Annotated in this window: 14 protein-coding genes and 1 pseudogene; 11 read left to right on the forward strand and 4 right to left on the reverse strand. The window is 42.8% G+C overall.

The window, feature by feature from the left end:
* From ACYRY3_RS24405 to ACYRY3_RS24430, 6 genes are all read left to right on the forward strand, one after another.
* A partial coding sequence (locus ACYRY3_RS24405) for an adenylosuccinate synthase (protein WP_460204232.1) occupies positions 1-1330 on the forward strand: 1330 nt, incomplete at its 5' end.
* An 84-nt stretch (positions 1331-1414) separates the two neighbouring features.
* Entirely contained in the window at positions 1415-1993 is a 579-nt protein-coding gene (locus ACYRY3_RS24410) for a 50S ribosomal protein L25/general stress protein Ctc (RefSeq protein ID WP_460204233.1), read from the forward strand.
* 111 nt (positions 1994-2104) lie between these two features.
* A complete protein-coding gene (locus ACYRY3_RS24415; RefSeq protein WP_460204234.1) occupies positions 2105-3652 on the forward strand; it encodes a bifunctional aminoglycoside phosphotransferase/ATP-binding protein in 1548 nt (515 codons plus the stop codon).
* A gap of 10 nt (positions 3653-3662) precedes the next feature.
* Entirely contained in the window at positions 3663-4163 is a 501-nt protein-coding gene (locus ACYRY3_RS24420; RefSeq protein WP_460204235.1) for a hypothetical protein, read from the forward strand.
* A gap of 101 nt (positions 4164-4264) precedes the next feature.
* On the forward strand, positions 4265-5056 hold the full coding sequence (locus ACYRY3_RS24425; protein WP_460204236.1) for a YdcF family protein: 792 nt from the start codon (positions 4265-4267) through the stop codon (positions 5054-5056).
* 67 nt (positions 5057-5123) lie between these two features.
* Positions 5124-5348, forward strand: coding sequence for a hypothetical protein (locus tag ACYRY3_RS24430; RefSeq protein ID WP_460204237.1), 225 nt, complete (start codon positions 5124-5126; stop codon positions 5346-5348).
* Between the two features lie 102 nt (positions 5349-5450).
* Here the strand turns inward: ACYRY3_RS24430 and ACYRY3_RS24435 are convergent, their stop codons facing one another.
* From ACYRY3_RS24435 to ACYRY3_RS24445, 3 genes are all read right to left on the reverse strand, one after another.
* Positions 5451-9623 (reverse strand): non-ribosomal peptide synthetase, encoded by a 4173-nt coding sequence (locus tag ACYRY3_RS24435; protein ID WP_460204238.1) that lies wholly within the window; start codon positions 9621-9623, stop codon positions 5451-5453.
* Positions 9624-10250: 627 nt separating this feature from the next.
* Complete coding sequence (locus tag ACYRY3_RS24440; RefSeq protein WP_460204239.1) at positions 10251-11036, reverse strand: tryptophan-rich sensory protein; 786 nt, start codon at positions 11034-11036, stop codon at positions 10251-10253.
* 62 nt (positions 11037-11098) lie between these two features.
* Positions 11099-12754, reverse strand: coding sequence for an ArnT family glycosyltransferase (locus ACYRY3_RS24445; protein WP_460204363.1), 1656 nt, complete (start codon positions 12752-12754; stop codon positions 11099-11101).
* Between the two features lie 122 nt (positions 12755-12876).
* Between ACYRY3_RS24445 and ACYRY3_RS24450 the strand changes: the two genes are divergently transcribed.
* From ACYRY3_RS24450 to ACYRY3_RS24460, 3 genes are all read left to right on the forward strand, one after another.
* Positions 12877-13524: a class I SAM-dependent methyltransferase gene (locus ACYRY3_RS24450; RefSeq protein ID WP_460204240.1), complete on the forward strand. Its 648-nt coding sequence runs from the start codon at positions 12877-12879 to the stop codon at positions 13522-13524.
* 132 nt (positions 13525-13656) lie between these two features.
* On the forward strand, positions 13657-14169 hold the full coding sequence (locus ACYRY3_RS24455; protein WP_460204241.1) for a hypothetical protein: 513 nt from the start codon (positions 13657-13659) through the stop codon (positions 14167-14169).
* A 95-nt stretch (positions 14170-14264) separates the two neighbouring features.
* Entirely contained in the window at positions 14265-15152 is an 888-nt protein-coding gene (locus ACYRY3_RS24460; protein WP_460204242.1) for a hypothetical protein, read from the forward strand.
* A 280-nt stretch (positions 15153-15432) separates the two neighbouring features.
* On the opposite strand, the gene ACYRY3_RS24465 is transcribed toward ACYRY3_RS24460, so the two are convergent.
* A complete protein-coding gene (locus tag ACYRY3_RS24465; protein WP_460204243.1) occupies positions 15433-16194 on the reverse strand; it encodes a hypothetical protein in 762 nt (253 codons plus the stop codon).
* 317 nt (positions 16195-16511) lie between these two features.
* On the opposite strand from ACYRY3_RS24465, the pseudogene ACYRY3_RS24470 reads away from it, so the two are divergent.
* A pseudogene (locus tag ACYRY3_RS24470) lies at positions 16512-17546 on the forward strand (putative PEP-binding protein); the annotation flags it as partial.
* An 80-nt stretch (positions 17547-17626) separates the two neighbouring features.
* Entirely contained in the window at positions 17627-19078 is a 1452-nt protein-coding gene (locus tag ACYRY3_RS24475; protein ID WP_460204244.1) for a dolichyl-phosphate-mannose--protein mannosyltransferase, read from the forward strand.
* The last annotated feature ends 335 nt before the right edge of the window (positions 19079-19413 follow it).

Consider the following 19413-nt stretch of genomic DNA (forward strand, 5'->3'; position numbering starts at 1 on the left):
GTGGGGCGACGAAGGAAAAGGAAAAATAACTGACTTGCTCAGCCGCTCCGCAGATGTAGTTGTACGTTACCAAGGGGGTGTCAATGCTGGACACACAATTGTAGTCAAGGGTCAAACCTTCAAGCTGCACTTGATTCCCTCTGGTATATTGTATCCAGATACCGAGTGCATAATCGGCTGTGGAACAGTCATAGATCCGCAGGTTTTGATAGCAGAACTTGACCAACTGGAAAAAGTAGGTGTTTCCACGCGAAACCTGCTGATTTCTGAAACAGCTCACGTGACAATGCCTTACCATCGGCTGATTGATAAGGCATCGGAGGATCGGCGAGGAAGCCATAAAATTGGTACAACTGGTCGGGGAATTGGTCCGACATATGCTGACAAATCTGAACGGACGGGAATCAGGGTTCTAGATTTAATGGACCCACAGGGTCTGCGCGACCAGCTAGAATGGACAATCAATTATAAGAACGTCATTCTAGAAAAGCTCTACAACCTTCCACCCCTAGATCCCAAACAGGTCATAGAGGAGTACCTGGGATATGCAGAGCGTTTGCGACCCTATGTTGTTGATACTTCCTTGAAAATATACGACGCAATTCAGCGGCGACGCAATATCTTATTTGAAGGAGCACAAGGCACGCTCCTTGACCTAGATCATGGAACTTATCCTTATGTCACGTCCTCTAATCCAGTCGCAGGCGGAGCTTGTGTAGGTACGGGGTTAGGACCAACAATGATTGACCGAGTGATTGGAGTAGCCAAAGCTTACACCACTCGAGTAGGTGAAGGACCGTTCCCCACAGAAATACACGGGGAAATGGGGGAAGTATTGTGCGATCGCGGTGCTGAATTTGGTACAACAACTGGACGTAAAAGACGTTGTGGTTGGTTTGATGCCGTGATCGGTCGCTATGCCGTCCGAATCAACGGTATGGATTGTTTGGCAATCACCAAACTAGATGTCCTCGATGAAATGGAGGAAATTAAAGTTTGTGTTGCTTATGAAATAGATGGAGAACGTTGCGAGCATTTCCCAACTAGCAGCCGTAAATTTGCACGGTGTCGTCCCATCTACAAAACCATGCCGGGATGGCGCACCTCAACAACTGACTGCCGTTCTTTAGAAGACCTGCCAAAGCAAGCATTGGATTATTTAAAATTCTTGGCAGAGTTGATGGAAGTTCCGATCGCGATCGTGTCTTTGGGGGCTAGCCGCGACCAAACTATTATTGTAGAAGACCCCATCCACGGACCAAAACGTGCTTTGTTACACCCAGAGGGTACACCTTCTTCGTTCTCAGCACTGAGTGCTGAAATAAGTTAGCGGCGAGTAGTTAGTAGTTAGTAGCCAAAACTAACCACTAACCACTAACCACTAACCACTAATCACTAACCACTAACAAATTGTATGGAACTAGTAGTTGAATGTCAAAAGCGACCAGAAGGTAGCAAGCCTAACGCGTTGCGTCATTCTGGCAAAATCCCTGCCAACTTATACGGTCATAATGGAACCGAGTCGGTTGCGATCGTCCTGGATGCCAAAACCGCTGAACGCCTTCTCAGCAAAATCTCTATCAACAACTCCATCGTTGACCTTAACGTAACTGACATTCCTTGGCGTGGGAAAACTTTGTTGCGGGAAGTTCAATCTCATCCAGCAAAAGGTACCCTCTATCACCTCAGTTTCTTTGCTGTTGCAGGTCATGGTGACACTGATGTGGAAGTACGGCTGCATTTTGTGGGAGAACCAGTTGGGGTGAAGCGAGACGGTGGTGTATTAGACGTACACATAACTAACTTAGCACTGCGTTGCCCACCAGACATTATTCCTGAAGCCATTGACGTTGATGTCACGAACTTGCTAGTGGGAGATAGCTTGTCAGTAGATCAACTGTCTTTGCCTGCAGGTGTGAAATATATGGGTGAGCCCGGACAGTCTGTTCTTACAGTTCTACCTCCACAAAGGGGTTCTGAGTCAGAAGCCTAATCTTGAACTTAACAGAGCCAAATTTTTGTTATAGTTACCGTGGAAACCAGGGGATATTACCTCTGGTTTATGTTATATAAACTACCAAAACCCTAAGAGCACGAAGAAACAATGACAGAGGCTTCGATTCCCCCTTTAATTCAGCAAATGTTAAAGCCTGGGTTTTATCCGCATGAGGTAACCGAACCCATTCAATTGATTCAGACGCACATTTCTTATGTGTTATTGACGGGTAAATATGCTTATAAGGTAAAGAAGCCAATGAATTTTGGCTTTTTAGATTATTCAACCTTAGAGAAGCGGCAGCATTTTTGTTACGAAGAGTTGCGCTTGAATCAAAGGGCAGCAGCAGAACTGTATTTGGAGGTATTCCCTGTCACTCTAGTAGATGAGGAGTACCGTTTAGGGGGAACAGGAGAACCTGTAGAATACGTGTTGAAGATGCTTCAGTTTCCTGAAGAAACTCTGTTGAGCAAAATGTTTAAACAGGGTAAGTTAACTGAAGAACTCGTAGAAGAGTTGGGACGGGTAGTAGCTCAATACCATGCAACCAAAACGGTCACAAATGACTATATTCGTTCTTTTGGTGAAGTGGAGCAAGTGCGAGCTGCTTTTGATGAAAATTACGAGCAAACTGAGAAGTATATTGGTGGTCCTCAAACAAGGGAGCAATTTGAGGAAACAAAGCGTTATACAGACGCCTTTTTTATAGAACGTCGCGAACTTTTTCAAAACAGAATTCAAAATAACCAGATTCGCGAATGTCATGGGGACTTGCACTTAGGAAATATTTGTTTGTGGCAAGACAAACTATGGCTTTTTGACTGTATTGAATTTAATGAACCGTTTCGCTTTGTCGATGTGATGTTCGACATTGCCTATGCTGTCATGGATTTGGAAGCCCAACAGCGGATAGATTTAAGTAATGCGTATCTCAATACTTACCTGGAAATGACTGGTGATTGGGAGGGGTTGCAAGTATTACCCATATACTTAAGCCGTCAATCCTATGTCCGCGCCAAGGTGACTTCGTTCTTATTGGACGACCCAAGTGTACCTCCAGAAGTAAAAGAGGAGGTGACAAAAACAGCCGCAACCTACTACAAGCTAGCTTGGGATTACACAAAACCCCGTCAAGGACAGGTGATTTTGATGTCCGGAGTTTCGGGTTCTGGCAAATCTACAACAGCACGGTATTTAGCTCGTCATTTAGGAGCCATTCACATTCGTTCTGATGCAGTTCGGAAACATTTAGCAGGAATTCCACTGTCAGAACGCGGCGGAGATGATGTGTATACAGCCGAGATGACTCAGAAAACCTACGCACGGCTGTTAGAATTGGGAATTTTGTTAGCGACTCAAGGCTATACAGTGATTTTAGACGCTAAATATGACCGACAGCAGTTTCGATCCCAAGTGCTAGCCCAAGCTCAAGAACATCAACTCCCAATACAGATTATCCAATGCACGGCACCTCTGGAAGTTCTGCAAAAGCGCCTCTCAGAACGTACTGGTGATATTGCTGATGCCACTCCTGATTTATTAGCGTCACAAATTCAGCAATCTGAGCCTTTTACGGAGAAAGAAAAACCTTTCGTGAAAATTTTGGACACAATCCAACCATTAGAGGCACAATTAAAGGAAGTTACTCGCCTATAGGCTATCCCTCATGGCACCACCAAAGTTAAGCTTCTCTGGAAACTTCATTACTCAAACCCTATTTGGGTTGTTTTTAACATTAATATTTCTAAGTACGGGGTATCAACCAGCATTAAGTGTTTTCCTGGGCGTACTTGGTGGTATAGCCTTGGGATGGATGACATCAGCACAAAAAACTGGTCCCAAGCAACCCGATATAGGGGTTTCTGAGGGGATTGATGCCGGACTGAAATATTGGTTATTTTTCTTACTGGGTTTTGTGTTTGTCGGTTATAACCCTCCTATGGGGATTTTGCTAGGTGCGATCGCTGGTATAGGTGGCGGATGGATTATTGCTTGGTGGGAAACCAAGGAAACCTCAAGAACTCAGCTACCTGTTGACGATGCTGAAGAAATCGAAGCTGAACTCGCTACCAATGATAAACCACGCAGACGGCAAGTCAGAAAATCTGCCCGCCGTTTCCGCCGCCGTACTGGTGGAAGCATAAATTTACGATTTTGGCAACGATAGTGGAATGAGTTAGTAGTTCTTAGTTAGTAGTTAGTAGCTATTGGTGAAAACTAACTATTAATAACTAACCACTAACCACTAACCACTAACCACTAACTCTTATGTTCTTATATCTTTCCAAATTGCTACCGCTGTTTTTCTACCCACTGGGGGTAGCTTGCGTATGTTTGCTCATAGCGTTGGTTTTATTATGGAAACGACCGCGTGTAGCAGCTTTTTTAATTGGGCTGGCATTTGTAGTATTGTTAGTGAGCAGCAATAGCTGGACGGCTCGTTTTCTTGTACGTTCTTTAGAATGGCAAAATCTTCCTGCTGTTGAAATACCTAATGCAGAAGCGATTGTGGTTTTGGGTGGTGCAACGAAATCTGCTGTTCCGCCCCGCCCATCTGTAGATTTAAATGAATCCGGCGATCGCGTTATCTACGCTGCTCAACTCTACCTGCAAAAAAAAGCCCCGCTCGTTGTTCTGAGTGGTGGGCGTATTGATTGGAGAGGTAGGGGTTCGTCGGAGTCAGGGGATATGGAAATAATTCTGACATCTATTGGTGTACCAAAGTCAGCAATTATACAGGAGCCCGATTCCCTGAATACCTATCAAAATGCAGTCAATGTAAAAAAAATTCTAGAGTCTCGGGGGATTCGTCGTGTATTGTTAGTCACTTCAGCAATACATATGCCTCGTTCGCTTCTTATTTTTAAGCGTCAGGGTATTGATGCCATTCCTGCACCCACTGACTTCCTTGTCAGTGAGGGTGAAATACAAGAACTCACTAGCAGCCCTAAATCAGCAATCTTAAACATACTACCGAGTGCAGACAACTTACAATCGTTTACATCGGCTTTAAAAGAGTACGTTGGTCTTTTTGCCTATCGTTTGCGCGGTTGGTTATAAATCTTGGTAATAATAGATTGGAATAACAACAGTAGAATTCCTCTCCACTCCGCACTCATTTAAAATAATGCATAAAGATTTACCACATATTATTCCTGCTCCTCAACCTGAAGTTGAGGAAACCTTTGCTTCATACCAAACAACTTACCAGTTTTATCATGAAGTTCAGATTAGAGAGGAGTTTAAACGTCATTGTGAATGGTATCACAAAACAGCAGAACAACACCGCCAAGAACTAGAAAGAATGCGCGGCGAGTTTAATATCATGCAGTGGTTTTGTCGCCGCAAGTAAGTCCCTAAGGGGGTGGTGGGCAGTGCCCACCCTACGCAATAACTTAATAAGCGGGTGGTGGGCAGTGCCAACGAAATAACAGGCAAGATATGAGAAAGCGGATTAGGTACTAGAATCTGAGCGATGTGCCTTCTCCAGAGAACTTTTTAATTGGTCAGCTAGCACCTGTACATGAGGTTCTTCTAGCAAAGAGTAGTGAGAACCGGGAACGTGATAAGTATCTATTCCTCCGGTCACTAAGTCGCTCCAACCAAATTGGGGATCGTACTGCATACCTGTAGCTTCGTCCCGATCTTTATCTGAAGTCCGCAAAAGGGTCATATGACCGGGGTAGACTTGGAAAGTATACTGGCTAAGAGCTTGAGCATTGGTGCCCATGATTTCTAAATATTTGTTATTTTTGGCAGAAGGCTCAGAAATTCCTAACAACTTCGTGTATGTGTGTCGGATATAAAACATAATCCACTCGCGCCAACCCACAAGCTTATGCTGAAGATAGACAATCCCTTTCTGTAAAAAATTATCTATGTGTTCCAGGACTCGGTGGAAGAAAGACAATCGTTGCTCGCAACCCGGACGGACGGTATCAAGCATAGCAAGGACAGCCACTTTTTCACCTGACTTGTGAAGTTGCTGAGCCATCTCAAAAGCAACTATACCTCCAAAGGAGTAGCCTCCTATGTAATAGGGGCTATTGGGTTGAATCCTCTTAATCTCTTGAATGTAATGGGCAGCCATATCTTCAATCCCCGTATTAAGAGGTTGTTTTCCATCTAGCCCTCGTGGTTGCAGCCCATAGACTGGTCGATCCGATCCCAAATGCATAGCTAAAGAGCGATAACACAGAGTTTCTCCACCTAGTGGGTGGACTAAAAATAAAGGTGGTTTGGAACCGTTGGGTTGAATTGCTACCAAAGATGACCAACCAACGTCTGATATGTCTTCTCCTGCTAACTCCAAACCTTGATAACCAGTTGTCTGTTCTTCTTGAAGCAATTTAGCAACAGCTTCTACTGTACCCGATTGAAAAAGGGTCGCCAGGGGAAGTTTTTTGCCGAACTGTTTCTCAATTTGTGCGAATAACTTGACAGCTAGCAGCGAATGCCCTCCCAAATCAAAGAAATTATCTCTAATACCAATTGGCTGACGGCATAAAACTTCTTCCCAAATTTGCGTTAGCTGTTGTTCCAACTCATTACGGGGAGAAAGAAAATTTCCTTCCAACTCTGGTGTTGAGAAGTCGTGTACTGGAAGGGCACGGCGATTGACTTTTCCAGTAGGAGTTAGAGGTAGAGCTTCTAAGAATACAAAAGCTGACGGTATCATATACTCAGGTAGCTTTTTCCTCAAGTAGCTACGGAAGTCACCGATCGCAGCAGGTGACTCGTTGTTTGGCACAACGTAAGCTACTAATTTTGTATCATTTCTAGCATCCTCAAAGGTAATAACTGCAGTCTGAAGGACACCAGGATGTTGGCTGAGTACAGCCTCGATTTCTCCCAATTCTATACGAAAACCTCGTATTTTTACTTGGTAGTCTTTGCGTCCGAGAAATTGAATACTCCCATCTTCTAAGTAGTAAGCCAAGTCTCCAGTTTTGTACAGGCGTGCTCCCTCTTTTTGATTAAAGGGGTCGGAAATAAATTTTTCATCTGTCAGTTCTGGTCGGTTCAGGTAGCCTCGTGCTAGACCTGAACCACCAATATACATTTCTCCTGGCACGCCAACAGGAACTAGTTGCATATGCTCATCAAGCAAATAAATTTGCGTATTAGCGATTGGGCGACCAAGAGGAACAATTTTTATCTGCTCATGCTGTTGTGCTGGAATCTGATAGGTTGCAACAATCCCGCAAGTTTCCGTTTGACCAAACATATTTATTAATTGTGCTTTATGTTGGCAACCAAACATCCATTGAGAGGGAATGTCAGACAGTAGCGGTTCGCTGGCAGAGACAATCAATCGTAATTTGTTATCGAGTAAAAATTGTTTTTTCTCTGGTTCTAAACCTGTCAGTGTGTGAATGCAGTTGCGCCAGTACGAGGGGACTATATCTATGACTGTGACATCATCTTGTTTAATTGCCTCAAATAGCGCCCTCGGGTCTCTTCTTTGTTCGGATGTCGCAATTTTGACAGTTGCCCCTTGAGCCAGTGGTACCATTAACTGCCTAACAGAGGAGGAAAATGCAATTGATGCTGTGTGCAAATACACATCCTCTGCTACTATTCCTAGGGCTTGTCCCATTGCCTGTGCGTAGTGACACAAATTAGCATGGGTGACCTGAACACCCTTGGGTTTTCCCGTTGAACCAGAAGTATAAATCACATAGGCTAGGTTTGCAGGTGATGCTGTCTGGTTTAAGTTTTCTTCTGGTTGTTGGGCAATGTGCCAATCGCTATCAAGGCAAATCACTTGGGCTGCAACATCGGGTAGTTCCGCTTTCAGAGGTTCCTGAGTTAACAACACTAGGGGCTGAGAATTTTCCAACATGAAAGCTAACCGATCTTTAGGATATGTTGGATCTAAAGGTACATAAGCGCCACCAGCTTTCAGAATTCCCAACAGCCCCACAACCATCTCTAAAGAGCGTTCTAGATAGATTGCAACTCGTACCTCTGTCCCCACATCCAAAGTTTTTAAGTAATGTGCTAACTGATTGGCTCGACTATTTAATTCCCGATAGGTGAGCTGTTGGTTTTCAAACATCACCGCGATCGCATCGGGATTCTGCTCTACTCTTTGTTCAAATAACTCGTGTATGCATCGCTCTTGGAAACAATTTGCCTGAGTCCCATTCCATTCAACGAGTAACTGATGACGCTCGGCTGGTGTTAGCAGTGGTAATTCGTTCAGGGGCTTGTCTGGGTTAGCAGCAACTGCCTCTAGTAGTGTCTGGAAATGCCCACTCATCCGCCTAATTCTGGGAGCATCAAACAAATCAGTGTTGTACTCCCACAGTCCTTGCAATCCCTGTTCTGTTTCAGATATAGACAGTGTTAAATCAAGCCTAGTAGTGACTTTATTCCAATCAAAGGAAGTTGAAGTGATTTCTGGTAAATTTAATGTTTGACTCGATAGATTCTCTAAAACAAACATCACTTGAAACAGAGGATGATAAGAGAGCGATCGCTCCGGTTGAAGTTCATCTATCAGCCTGTCAATAGGCAGATCTTGGTTAGTATAAGCCGACATTACCACCGAGCGCACCCTCTGCAACAGTTCCCGAAAACTCAGATTTCCAGACACAGCAGTGCGTAGTACTAGAGTATTGACAAAACATCCGATTAATTGTTCTATCTCTGGTAGATTGCGACCTGCAACGGGAGAACCGACCAAGATATCTTGTTGTCCGGTATAGCGATACAGCAGAGTTTGGTACACTGCCAACAATGTCATGAAAAGGGTGACACCTTCTTGTTGTGATAGTACATACAGTGCTCGTGATAGATTGTGCGGAATGACAAAAGCTTCCTTTGCACCTTGGTAGGTTTGAACGGCAGGTCGCGGTCTATCTGCAGGTAATTCCAGTACTGGAGTAGCATTGCTTAGCTTTTGTTTCCAATAATTGAGTTGCTTTTCCAGCACCTTCCCCGAAAGACATTGGTGCTGCCAAATTACAAAATCAACATAACGGATGGGTAATTCTGATAGAGGATTGAGTTTTTTATATAGGAAGGCTTCGTAGAGTTTTGCCAATTGCTCAAGGACAACATTCATCGACCAGTTATCGGCAGCAATCTGGTGTATGGTTAACAGCAGGATGTGCTCTTGTGGCGATAGTTGTATCAAGCAGGCACGTAGCATCAAATCTGATGTTAAGTTGAAGGGACGGTGCGCCTCATCCTCTAGCAAATTTTGTAAAAAGGCGGTCTGACTTTTTTGAGGAGAATTCTTGATATCGATGACTTTTAGTTCAACTGTCCGAGGTTGCTCAATGACCTGCATAGGATTGCCATCCAGTAATCTGAAGTTTGTTCGTAAGGCTTCATGATGGGCAACAATAGCATCTAAAGACTGTTGCAGTACTGACACATTAAGGTTTCCATGCAACTGCAAAGCTTTGATAACATGATATGTAGAACTGTTCCGATCCAACTGTGTCAAAAACCATAGCCGTTGCTGGGCAAAAGAGAGGGTCGCCAATTCTCCTTCGGTACTTTTAGGAATTATCTGCTGTTGGTAGACATGAGTACTTTTGCTCTTAGGTTCTATCTCTAATATTCCCTTTCTTTCTGCCGATACAAAGGCAATATTCTTGTTGATATTTTCCATTGTTTATCCTCCGGATTTTCAGCTTTGTTTAGGGCGATAGTTTGAGCTATGGCGGTGATTTTTGGTAGATTTATATTTCGTGCAACAGTTCTATTTATTTTTTTCTACTGACTTTTGCCAAGCAAGACAGTTCACTCGTTAACTAAGTTTAACGAGGCTAAATGAATGTTTTAGGCGGAGCAAGTAAGTCTTTTGGGTTAATATCTAAAGAAGGTTTTTCTCCCAGTTAAGTAGGTTGGTAAGAAAAAACGTTAAATAAAATCTTCAACACTTACTCAAATTCTCTCCGTTCACGAATAGCAGATGCCCTTGCTTCCCGCCTGACTCAAGTATTTGACAGAGCTATTCAATCGGGATTTGAGATGCACCGCGATTTAATATATATTCTTTAGCAATATTTTTTTCCAGCTTTTTCTTCATGGCTATACAAAAATATTTCCTAAGCTCTCATCAAGAATTTATTATGACGACTTAACACGTGAAAACTTTGATATCTGTATTGTTTTTAATGAAATCTTTACATTTACTTTAAGTAAAATAAATAAGAATTTTCTTAGAATCTTATATAAAAACCATATTGATGGGGAAAATCTGACGCAAGGGTAACGTCAGAGAATGTTAGTTCAATTAAGCTGAAGCTCGATTGCGTGCAATTCTAGTAGCAATAACAATAGCTAACGCGATCGCCAAAATCAGTGCCAGATTTCTGAGAGTTACCTTGTCCCACTGTTTTATAGCAACCGCAATGAATGCCCAAACTGTGACTCCGGTGTAAGCAATGTCTTGATGCTGAATCGCGATCGCCACAGTCACAAATGCTGCTACTAACAGCATGATACTTGTCCATACTTCAGCAGAAATGCCCCAACCATTCCAATTTTGAGCGTACAAAGCACACGCCACGTTCACAATCGTGGCTACACTAATCCATCCCAAGTAAATACTAAGCGGAAAGTGAACGCACCACTTTTTGATTCGATGTACGGGATGTTTACCGATTCCCAAACGCAAATAAGCAGCAATTAACGGTAGCAAAATTCCCAGGATTGCGATGACTGACAGTGAAAAAAGCCGAGCTAGAAAAAAATACACCCAGATACTTTGAGCCAAACTAGCAATGACCAACAAGTAACCAATACTGCGTAAATCGGAATCTTGCTTCTGATTGGGAAGGAATTGGTAAACTCCAAAGGCAAATAACCCCAGGTAAATTAATCCCCAAATTGCAAAGGCATAATTAGCAGGAATAATCAGAATATTTCTGAATAATGTATTAGAGATTTCACCTATGTTGAGCCCGTTTAATGGAAATATATTAGATATAACATTTACGAAAAAAGCTACAGCGATCGCAGCTAGGGTAATCAGCTGCCGAAGAAAATCACTGTCTAAGCGAAAGTTAGACTGCTGCATAGGTTGGCTTCAACAACTAAAATATCTATTTTTCTTCTAGCTTATCTCTGATTCAGTTGAATTTACTTCAACTGAATTAAATTCACCTTTTGTACAGTGCCTAGAACGCGATGGGGCTGGGTGACTCCAGCCATTTTTTGCTTGGGAACCCAAGCATAGCTAGAGGAGGGAAGTTCGGAAACTTCTTGTACCCGGTGACCGTGATGGGGAGTGTAGAAATTGAGCAGAACTCCGATTTTTCTACCAACTTGAACAAAGTGAACTGGAGATGAGTTTAAGACTTGAGCAACTTCAGGCTGTTGAATAAAAGCTTTCAGATCGGGGTTATAGTTGCCGATAATACCACTGCCACCAGTTACAGCCAAAGCTAGCCAAGCAGAAACTAACCAACCTGCTATCCAATAGCGAACTGTGAGAGACTTTTGCCCAAATTGGTAACGAGCAATCCAAACCACAGGTAAGATTAGCCAACCTGCTCCCAATACCAATCCTACCATTGTGTACTTGCGGAGTTCCACACCACCTACAACAAAAGCAATTGCACCTGCTAGCAAGAGGAAAACGCCAAGTACACCAAAGCCATAACTGAGATTGCGGGGTAAGGAGGACAAAGGGACACGGGGAGGGCGTGAGGGGGAGAACTTCCCTTGTGTTCTTGTCTCATCTCCTTGTACCCGCATTTGCAAAGCCAACCAATTTAACCCGACACCAGCAAGTAAAGCAATAAATGGACAGAGAATGAGACTGTAGTGAGGTAGGCGAGTGGGGAAAAGAGTCAGTTCGACAAATAAGGTGAGAGGACAGCCAACTAGAATGAGATGATAGCGAGGAAGGGGGCGACGGATAACCAAACCCAAGCCTAAGAGACTCAGGAAAGACCAAGGAAAGACTTTGATGGGTAAATTCCAGAAATAAAACTCTAAGCCGTTGTTATCGCGTTCACCAGAACTTAAGTTGATAACGAAATTGACTAATTCCGCAAAACTGTTTTGTTCATAGTGCAGAAAGTTCAGCCAAAGCCAAATACCAGTGGGAATTAAACCTACTGCAAACCCCAGATACAAGATTGGGTTTGTCAAATGACGGTGGCGGCGATGCTCCCAAATTAGATAAGGTAGCAAAGCCACGATGGGTAAAACAATCATGAAACTTCTGACGAGGAAGCCCAAACCAAAACTTAAGCCTGCAAGAAAGCTCCAAGGGTAGCGATATTTGGGATGAAGTTCGGCTTTTAATAAAGACCAAATAGCTAAAAGTACCAAGAAAATCATAGGTACATCAGGTGTGCCCAGCCGACAGTATTGCAACCACAGAAATTGCACGCTCATAATGGCAGCAGCTAGCCAAGCGGCTTTTTTCCCGAGGAGAATTCTACCTATTTCGTATACAAGTAGTACGCTTAGGGTGCCCGCGATCGCGCTTGGCAGTCGCACGCTAGTTTCATTGATATCAAACAACGTGTAAGAAATGGCAATTAACCAGTAGGGTCCGGGGGTCTTGTGATGGAGGGTTGGCCAGGGGTGTATCCAATCTCCAGACTCTACCATAAAGCGCGATCGCCAAGCATAAAGCCCTTCATCATGTGCCATTAAGCTGTCTTGACCGGAATTAAACAGCAGTAATGGAAGTATCCAAAGCAACAAACTTATGTAAGGAAAAACCGATAAAAGGCTGGAGAAAGGCTTACTTCGAGAAATAGATTGTGCTTTATATAACATTGCGTCTAGACCGCCCAAACCTTTGTTTGGCTCATTTAATTTTTGTGTCTCTTTATAGAATACGTATGGAGGTATCAAAATTGTTCCACCAATCAGCAGCCTAAATTACCCTTACTTAACTTATGCCGCTAAAACCAGAGCAACGCAATAAGCTAGACCCTACAGACGACAAGCTATTTTATGAATATCCCCGCTTTGTCACTCATGTAGACGAAGGTTTTATTCAACAACTGACAGATTTGTATCGCGAGCGTCTCAAGCCCAATACCCGCATCTTTGATATGATGAGCAGTTGGGTATCTCATTTACCAGAAGAGATGGAGTTTGACCATGTTGAAGGGCACGGGCTGAATCTTCAGGAACTAGAACGCAATCCAAGATTCAATCATTATTTCGTGCAAAATCTCAACGACAATCCTCAGCTACCTCTAAAGGACCGGGATTTTGATGCTGTCCTCAACTGTGTTTCAGTTCAGTACTTGCAATATCCAGAGGCGGTGTTTTCGGAAATTCACCGCATCCTCAAACCAGGTGGTTTGGCAATTATCAGCTTTTCTAACAGAATGTTTTTCCAAAAGGCGATTCAAGTATGGCGGGAAGGCACTGAGACAAGCCGAGTTGAACTGGTAAAAAGTTATTTCTCCTCTGTACCGGGATTTTCGCCTCCAGAAGTTATTGTACGTCAGTCATCGGTTCCCAATGTTTTGCAATGGTTGGGTCTTGGTGGGGGAGATCCGTTCTACGCTGTGATAGCACATCGTAAGAGTTAGGGATTGGTGGGGCACAAGCCCTACCTTGGATAGTTGTACTCAAAAGTTATTAGAAAGTAAATTTTCCGGGTAAAGACTGCAGAAGCGCCGATAATTAATTGCCTGCAGATCAAGCATCAAGAGGAGGCAAAAATGATTTTCCCTCGTGCCCGTAGAGTTTTAGTAGCTTTATTGTTATGTTTGTTACTCATTACCACGGGTTGTGCCACAAAAGCACCCGGACGTTTCGATCAAGTACAGCAAGAAAGCACCAAACAGAAAAGCGGTCAAGCAGTCGCTAAAGAAGCAACCCAGGGAAGCGAGTTTAACAAATTCTTCCCTACTGCTGGGGATGGGTATCAACGGGTATTTACCCAAGAGAAAAAAGGCTTTGCTGAAGCAAAGTTGAAACAAGATGGCAAAGATGTAGCCATGTTAGCTATTTCTGACACAACGAGTGTCCCTGGAACAGCAGCTAGCTACTCGAACAGTACCAAGCAAATTGCTGGTTATCCCGCACGAGAACTGGGCAATACTCAAACATCAGTACTGGTGAACAATCGCTACCAAGTTAAAGTGATTTCCCGATCTCCTTCATTTACAGCTAGCGATCGCCAAGCTTGGATAGAGAAATTTAACCTAAATGGTTTAGCAAAACTGAAATAGTTTAATGCTTTTGAAAATATTCATCATTGGTTAAAAGTTCTTTGCCAATGATGAATAACCAATAACTAATAACCCTTAACAATAAGGAGTTTGTTGTGAGCAAACCTATTTTTGAGTTGGTTGATGAACTACCAACTGGCGGTTTAACCGTGTCAATGTTGAACTCCCTTGATTTTGTGGCTCCCGGTGAGTGGCACAATGTGGTTGGTTTTGTCAACACCATTAAAACCGTAACTGGCGAAACTGATGACAGCCTGATTCAAGCCATTGGAGAAAGAGCAATTTATCTGTATAACGATCGCTCTCAAGGTTACCAACGGGCGATGTGGCTTTATCAAACTGTTGACAGCACAGATAGAGCACTAGGTGCAGCAGCATTAGCAAATAAAGTAGGTGAGAAAATTCCTCTTTTTGGCTTTTTCAACAAAATCACTCCCAAATCCGATAAAGCACAAACCATTGATTTGTGCTTGAAATTAGTTGCTGAGTTGGTAGCCTTCTGTCAAATTAACGGTATTCCCGGAGACAGTATTGGAGATTTTGTTGGCTCCTTAGGTGAATACAGCGGTGAATCATTCATCCGCATGGCTGCCTTAGTTTGCGTAGATGGTTTGTTACCTCTTGGACCTGATTTTATCAGCAAAGCATTATCCAGCATCAGTAATACCAGCCCGCAGGAATTAGAAAAAAATTCAACTTACCAAAACATCCAAGATGCAATTCCTGGTGGCGATTCTCATGGCAAACTCAACTTTATTGGGCAAAGCTTTGATTCAGTGACAGGTTGGATGAGCGGTTTAGTTGCCTCTCGTGGGTTAACACCACAAAAAGTCGCCAACAACTTGCAAAGTTTTCTTGATGTTGCTGATGATAACTTGGATTATCTAGCCGCGTTCCTGGATGTTTCCACAAATTACTACGAACACACAGGCACCCAAACTCTAGCACGCCGTCTCATTGAGCGAGCAGTGGCTGAGATTTAATTTTTGAGAACATGCACATCGAAATCAACCTAATGGCTGGTTTTTAGAACCCCAAAAGTTACGTATATTGATACAGGTGATGTGCTTGTTCTTTTTCCGTGAAGGCACGGCACTGCCGTGCCCTTACTTAAAGTCCTATTTACGGATACCATTTAACCCGGTAGAAATTAGTAACTAGTACTAAAATCTACTGTGTATTGAGGTGTATATTTAGTTTTACAGATCCAGTAACATAATTCCAGAAAAATCTACAAACTAGTATTTATTTTTCTTTTAGTACCTACGGTAATTTCACATCCTTGACTATTGCAGATAGGTGAGGCTCAAAACTTTGGAAATTTTCCAGTTTCTCAAACCTACCCGTTTCAGAGGCTGTGTCAAAGGCTGTTTTAATAACGTAAAGAGCTTTACCATCAAAGGCAACATAGCCGCGATGCTCTTCATGAACTCCACCTTGTTTCTTCAGCCCTGCAAACCCGTAACGCATACCCTGAAGTTTACCAACCTCTAGTTTATGTGGGGGTTGAGATGAAAAGGTGACTTTGTCGCTGTACTCTCCCTGACGGTCTTTTGCTAAAACACTATAATGGTCGGCAATCCAAAGTTTCAGTGCTGATGCAACCTGGGTTTGGTACTTGGGGCTTTGGTAGTCTATGTTTGAACCTGTGGGAATACCAGACTGTGCCAGCATATTTTGAAAATTTGGTTGTTTTTCTAAGGGGTAAATTCCCATCTCAACCGTACCCAAAAGTTTTCCTTGAGAGGTTACGCATAGCAAGGGCGCACTTCCTTCGCAAGCAGCAACAGCCCACCCAGAGGGCGCAGCCGTTTTTCCTAAGATACTTTTCCAGATATTAACTTGAGCGGGCTGTGAGTTAGTAGCCGTGGTTTGACCCTGTTTCTGAGGCGCACTGGTTTGTACGGTAGGAGGGCGTTGCGATTTATGATTTAAAGACAATTTAGAGAAAGCTTGCATTAACCCCAGTGGCGTTAACACTGCAATCACAAGAGCTCCAAGAAAGAGGTGATAGAGTCGCAACATAACTTTATAACAATAAAATTCGTAAGATAGTAGTTACTATTATCCGTAAACTTTGTGGATATCTTATGAAGATACAGCTATATCACCTTAAGTTCCGCATATAAACCAATAACGTAGGTTGGGTTGAGGAACGAAACCCAACATTTCAAGTATGAAGTATCAAGGATGAAGAATGAACCCTTACAATTGGGTGTACCTCTGGCATATGAAAACCGCTATATGTACTTCATGCAATTAAAACATGGTGGGCAGTGCCCACCCAGCCCTTTCAATGCGAACAAATGAACTACTAATTCAAGGGCTGCAAGGCGCTCTGTGTATCTTGTGCTGAAGGAGAAGAAGGAACAGTTTACGCGGGATTATTACCTTTTGAAATACAAGAAGTTCCTTTAGAGACTTTACCCCGCACCCGTACTCAAATATTAATGAATGTAGGCAATCCTCAAGAAGCATTTAGTTTGTCTGCAATTCCCAACGATGGGGTTGGTTTGGCAAGAACGGAGTTTATTATCGCTAACCATATCCAAACCCATCCAATGGCACTGATTCGCTACGATGAGCTAGATGATGAATTTGTAAAAGATAAAATTGCTGCAATCACTGCACTCTATGATGATAAACCCCAGTACTTTGTTGAGAAGCTCGCCCAAGGTATTGGTAGGATTGCTGCCGCGTTTTACCCCAAACCAGTTATAGTGCGAATGTCAGATTTCAAGAGTAATGAGTACGCAAACTTGTTGGGTGGCAGACAGTTTGAACCTGAAGAAGAAAATCCGATGTTGGGTTGGCGGGGTGCAGCACGTTACTATGATGAAGGCTACAAGGCGGCTTTTGCCCTGGAGTGTCAAGCTATGAAGCACGTTAGGGATGAGATGGGATTGACAAATGTTATTCCAATGATTCCCTTCTGCCGTACTCCCAATGAAGGGCGTTTGGTGTTGGAAGAGATGGAAAAAAATGGTTTAAAACGGGGTGTTAATGACTTGCAGGTTTATGTGATGTGCGAGTTACCCAATAATGTCATTTTAGCTGAGGATTTTGCACAAATTTTTGACGGTTTCTCCATCGGTTCCAATGACCTGACTCAACTCACCCTAGGTTTGGATAGGGATTCCGCCCTAGTGTCACGGTTGTTTGATGAACGAGGTGAAGGGGTCAAGCAAATGGTCAAGTTAGCGATCGCCGCGGCCAAAAAGTACAATCGAAAAATTGGTATCTGCGGGCAAGCACCTAGTGACTATCCCGAATTTGCTCAGTTTTTAGTTGAGCAGGGCATTGACTCTATCAGTCTCAACCCCGATTCTGTTTTAAAGACGCTGCTGGAAGTAGCTAAAGTCGAAAATAGTCAATAGTCCTCTGTCCTTTGTTCTTTGCAAATGACAAAGGACAAGGGACAAATAACTTTTAACTTTTGACCAATGACTCTTGACTAATGACGAAAAAATTGTTTTGGCTTGGCATGGCGGGTGTGTTTTTGCTATCACTCGCCTTACGATTTTGGGGACTGGCAAGATTTAACACCTTTGTCTTTGACGAAGTTTACTATGCTAAATTTGGCAACAATTATCTAACCCACACACCATTTTTTGATGGTCATCCACCCCTAGGTAAGTACATTATTGCAATCGGCATTTGGATTGGCAGTCACATTAGCTTTTGGCAAAATGAGGTGAATGGGTTGACAGGTTCGGTGATGTCACCCATGAGTTACCGATGGATCAATGCCTTTTCTGGCTCATTTATTCCCTTGATTGTCGCTGCGGCTGCCTATCAAATCAGTTACCGTCATAGCTTTGCTTTACTTGCTGGTTTGTTTACAGCTTGTGATGGCTTATTTTTAGTAGAATCCCGTTATGCTCTCATCAACCAATATATTGTTATCTTTGGGTTGTTAGGACAGTGGTTTTTCTTACTAGCACTATCTAACAAAGGGAAATGGCGGGGCTTCTGGTTGGGACTTGCAGGTATCGCTTTTGGTGCTTCTTGTGCTACTAAATGGAATGGTTTGTGGTTCCTACTAGGTGTTTATATTATGTGGATTATGGCTTGGGTTTGGCAAAGGATTGTAGAAGTTCCCATCCACAGTCAATCCACTACTAAATATCCGTTGCTACCACTGAAAAACTTATCTCAACTCAATATTTTTCAAATTTTATTTTTTTTAGGAATTATTCCTGTTATTGTTTATAGCCTAATTTGGATTCCCCATTTACAACTAGATACCCGCTATGGATTTATAGAAGTACACAAGCAGATTTTAGGGTTTCACGAACGTCTTGGTGGCAATAACTCTAAAATCCATCCTTACTGTGCTGCTTGGTATACTTGGCCTTTCATGATTCGCCCAATGGCTTACTTTTACCAAACTGCAAGAAGTCTCAAAGATCCCATACCTGTCATAGGACCCCCTTTACCTTCCGGTACTGGAAAAGTCATTTATGATGTTCATGCAATGGGCAATCCTTTTTTATGGTGGTTTGGTGCTGCAGCCCTTTTATTCTTATTAGGAATGTTAGTGTGGCAATTTGCTAACCCTTGGATTAAACAAAAGCGTTTTTCCCTGCCTACAGTACTAAGTAATGATACTTGGATTGCCCTGTACTTAGTAGTTAATTATGCTGTTAACTTGTTACCTTGGGCAAAGGTCACTCGTTGTATTTTTACCTACCACTATATGACAGCTTTGGGGTTTATCTTTCTAGCAATTGCTTGGCTTGTGGATCGGTGCCTGCACAGTTATCATACTAAGCTACGTGCCCTCGGTGTTACTGTTACCTTTATAATTGTGATAGCTTTTATTTATTGGATGCCTATTTATTTAGGTTTACCCCTACTAAATTTTGAATATAAACCCATGCGGATGTGGTTTAACTCTTGGATTTAAAAGGTTGGTTGGTAGTCAATACGAGGGTTGTTGCAACCTCTCCACCCTCCCACAGACGGAGATTCAGTCCTCTACTTAACAGAGCTACACATATATTGCAGGCACGATCGCATATCGTTAACATTTATTATCAAAATTGTGAGTTTGCTGATGGTTAGACTAGTGTAGAGTGTAATTAAGTTTAGAGCGATCGCAAGACATTCTAAAAGGTCATTTAAGGAGAAAATTGTCAGTATTAGCAAGGATTGTTTTTGACCCTGCCAATGCAGGAAAAATTGTATCGCTTTAAGGTTATTCTAAAATATCTGCAAGTAAATTTATAGAACGTAAAAAAT

It is taken from the genome of Scytonema sp. NUACC21 (assembly GCF_054684315.1).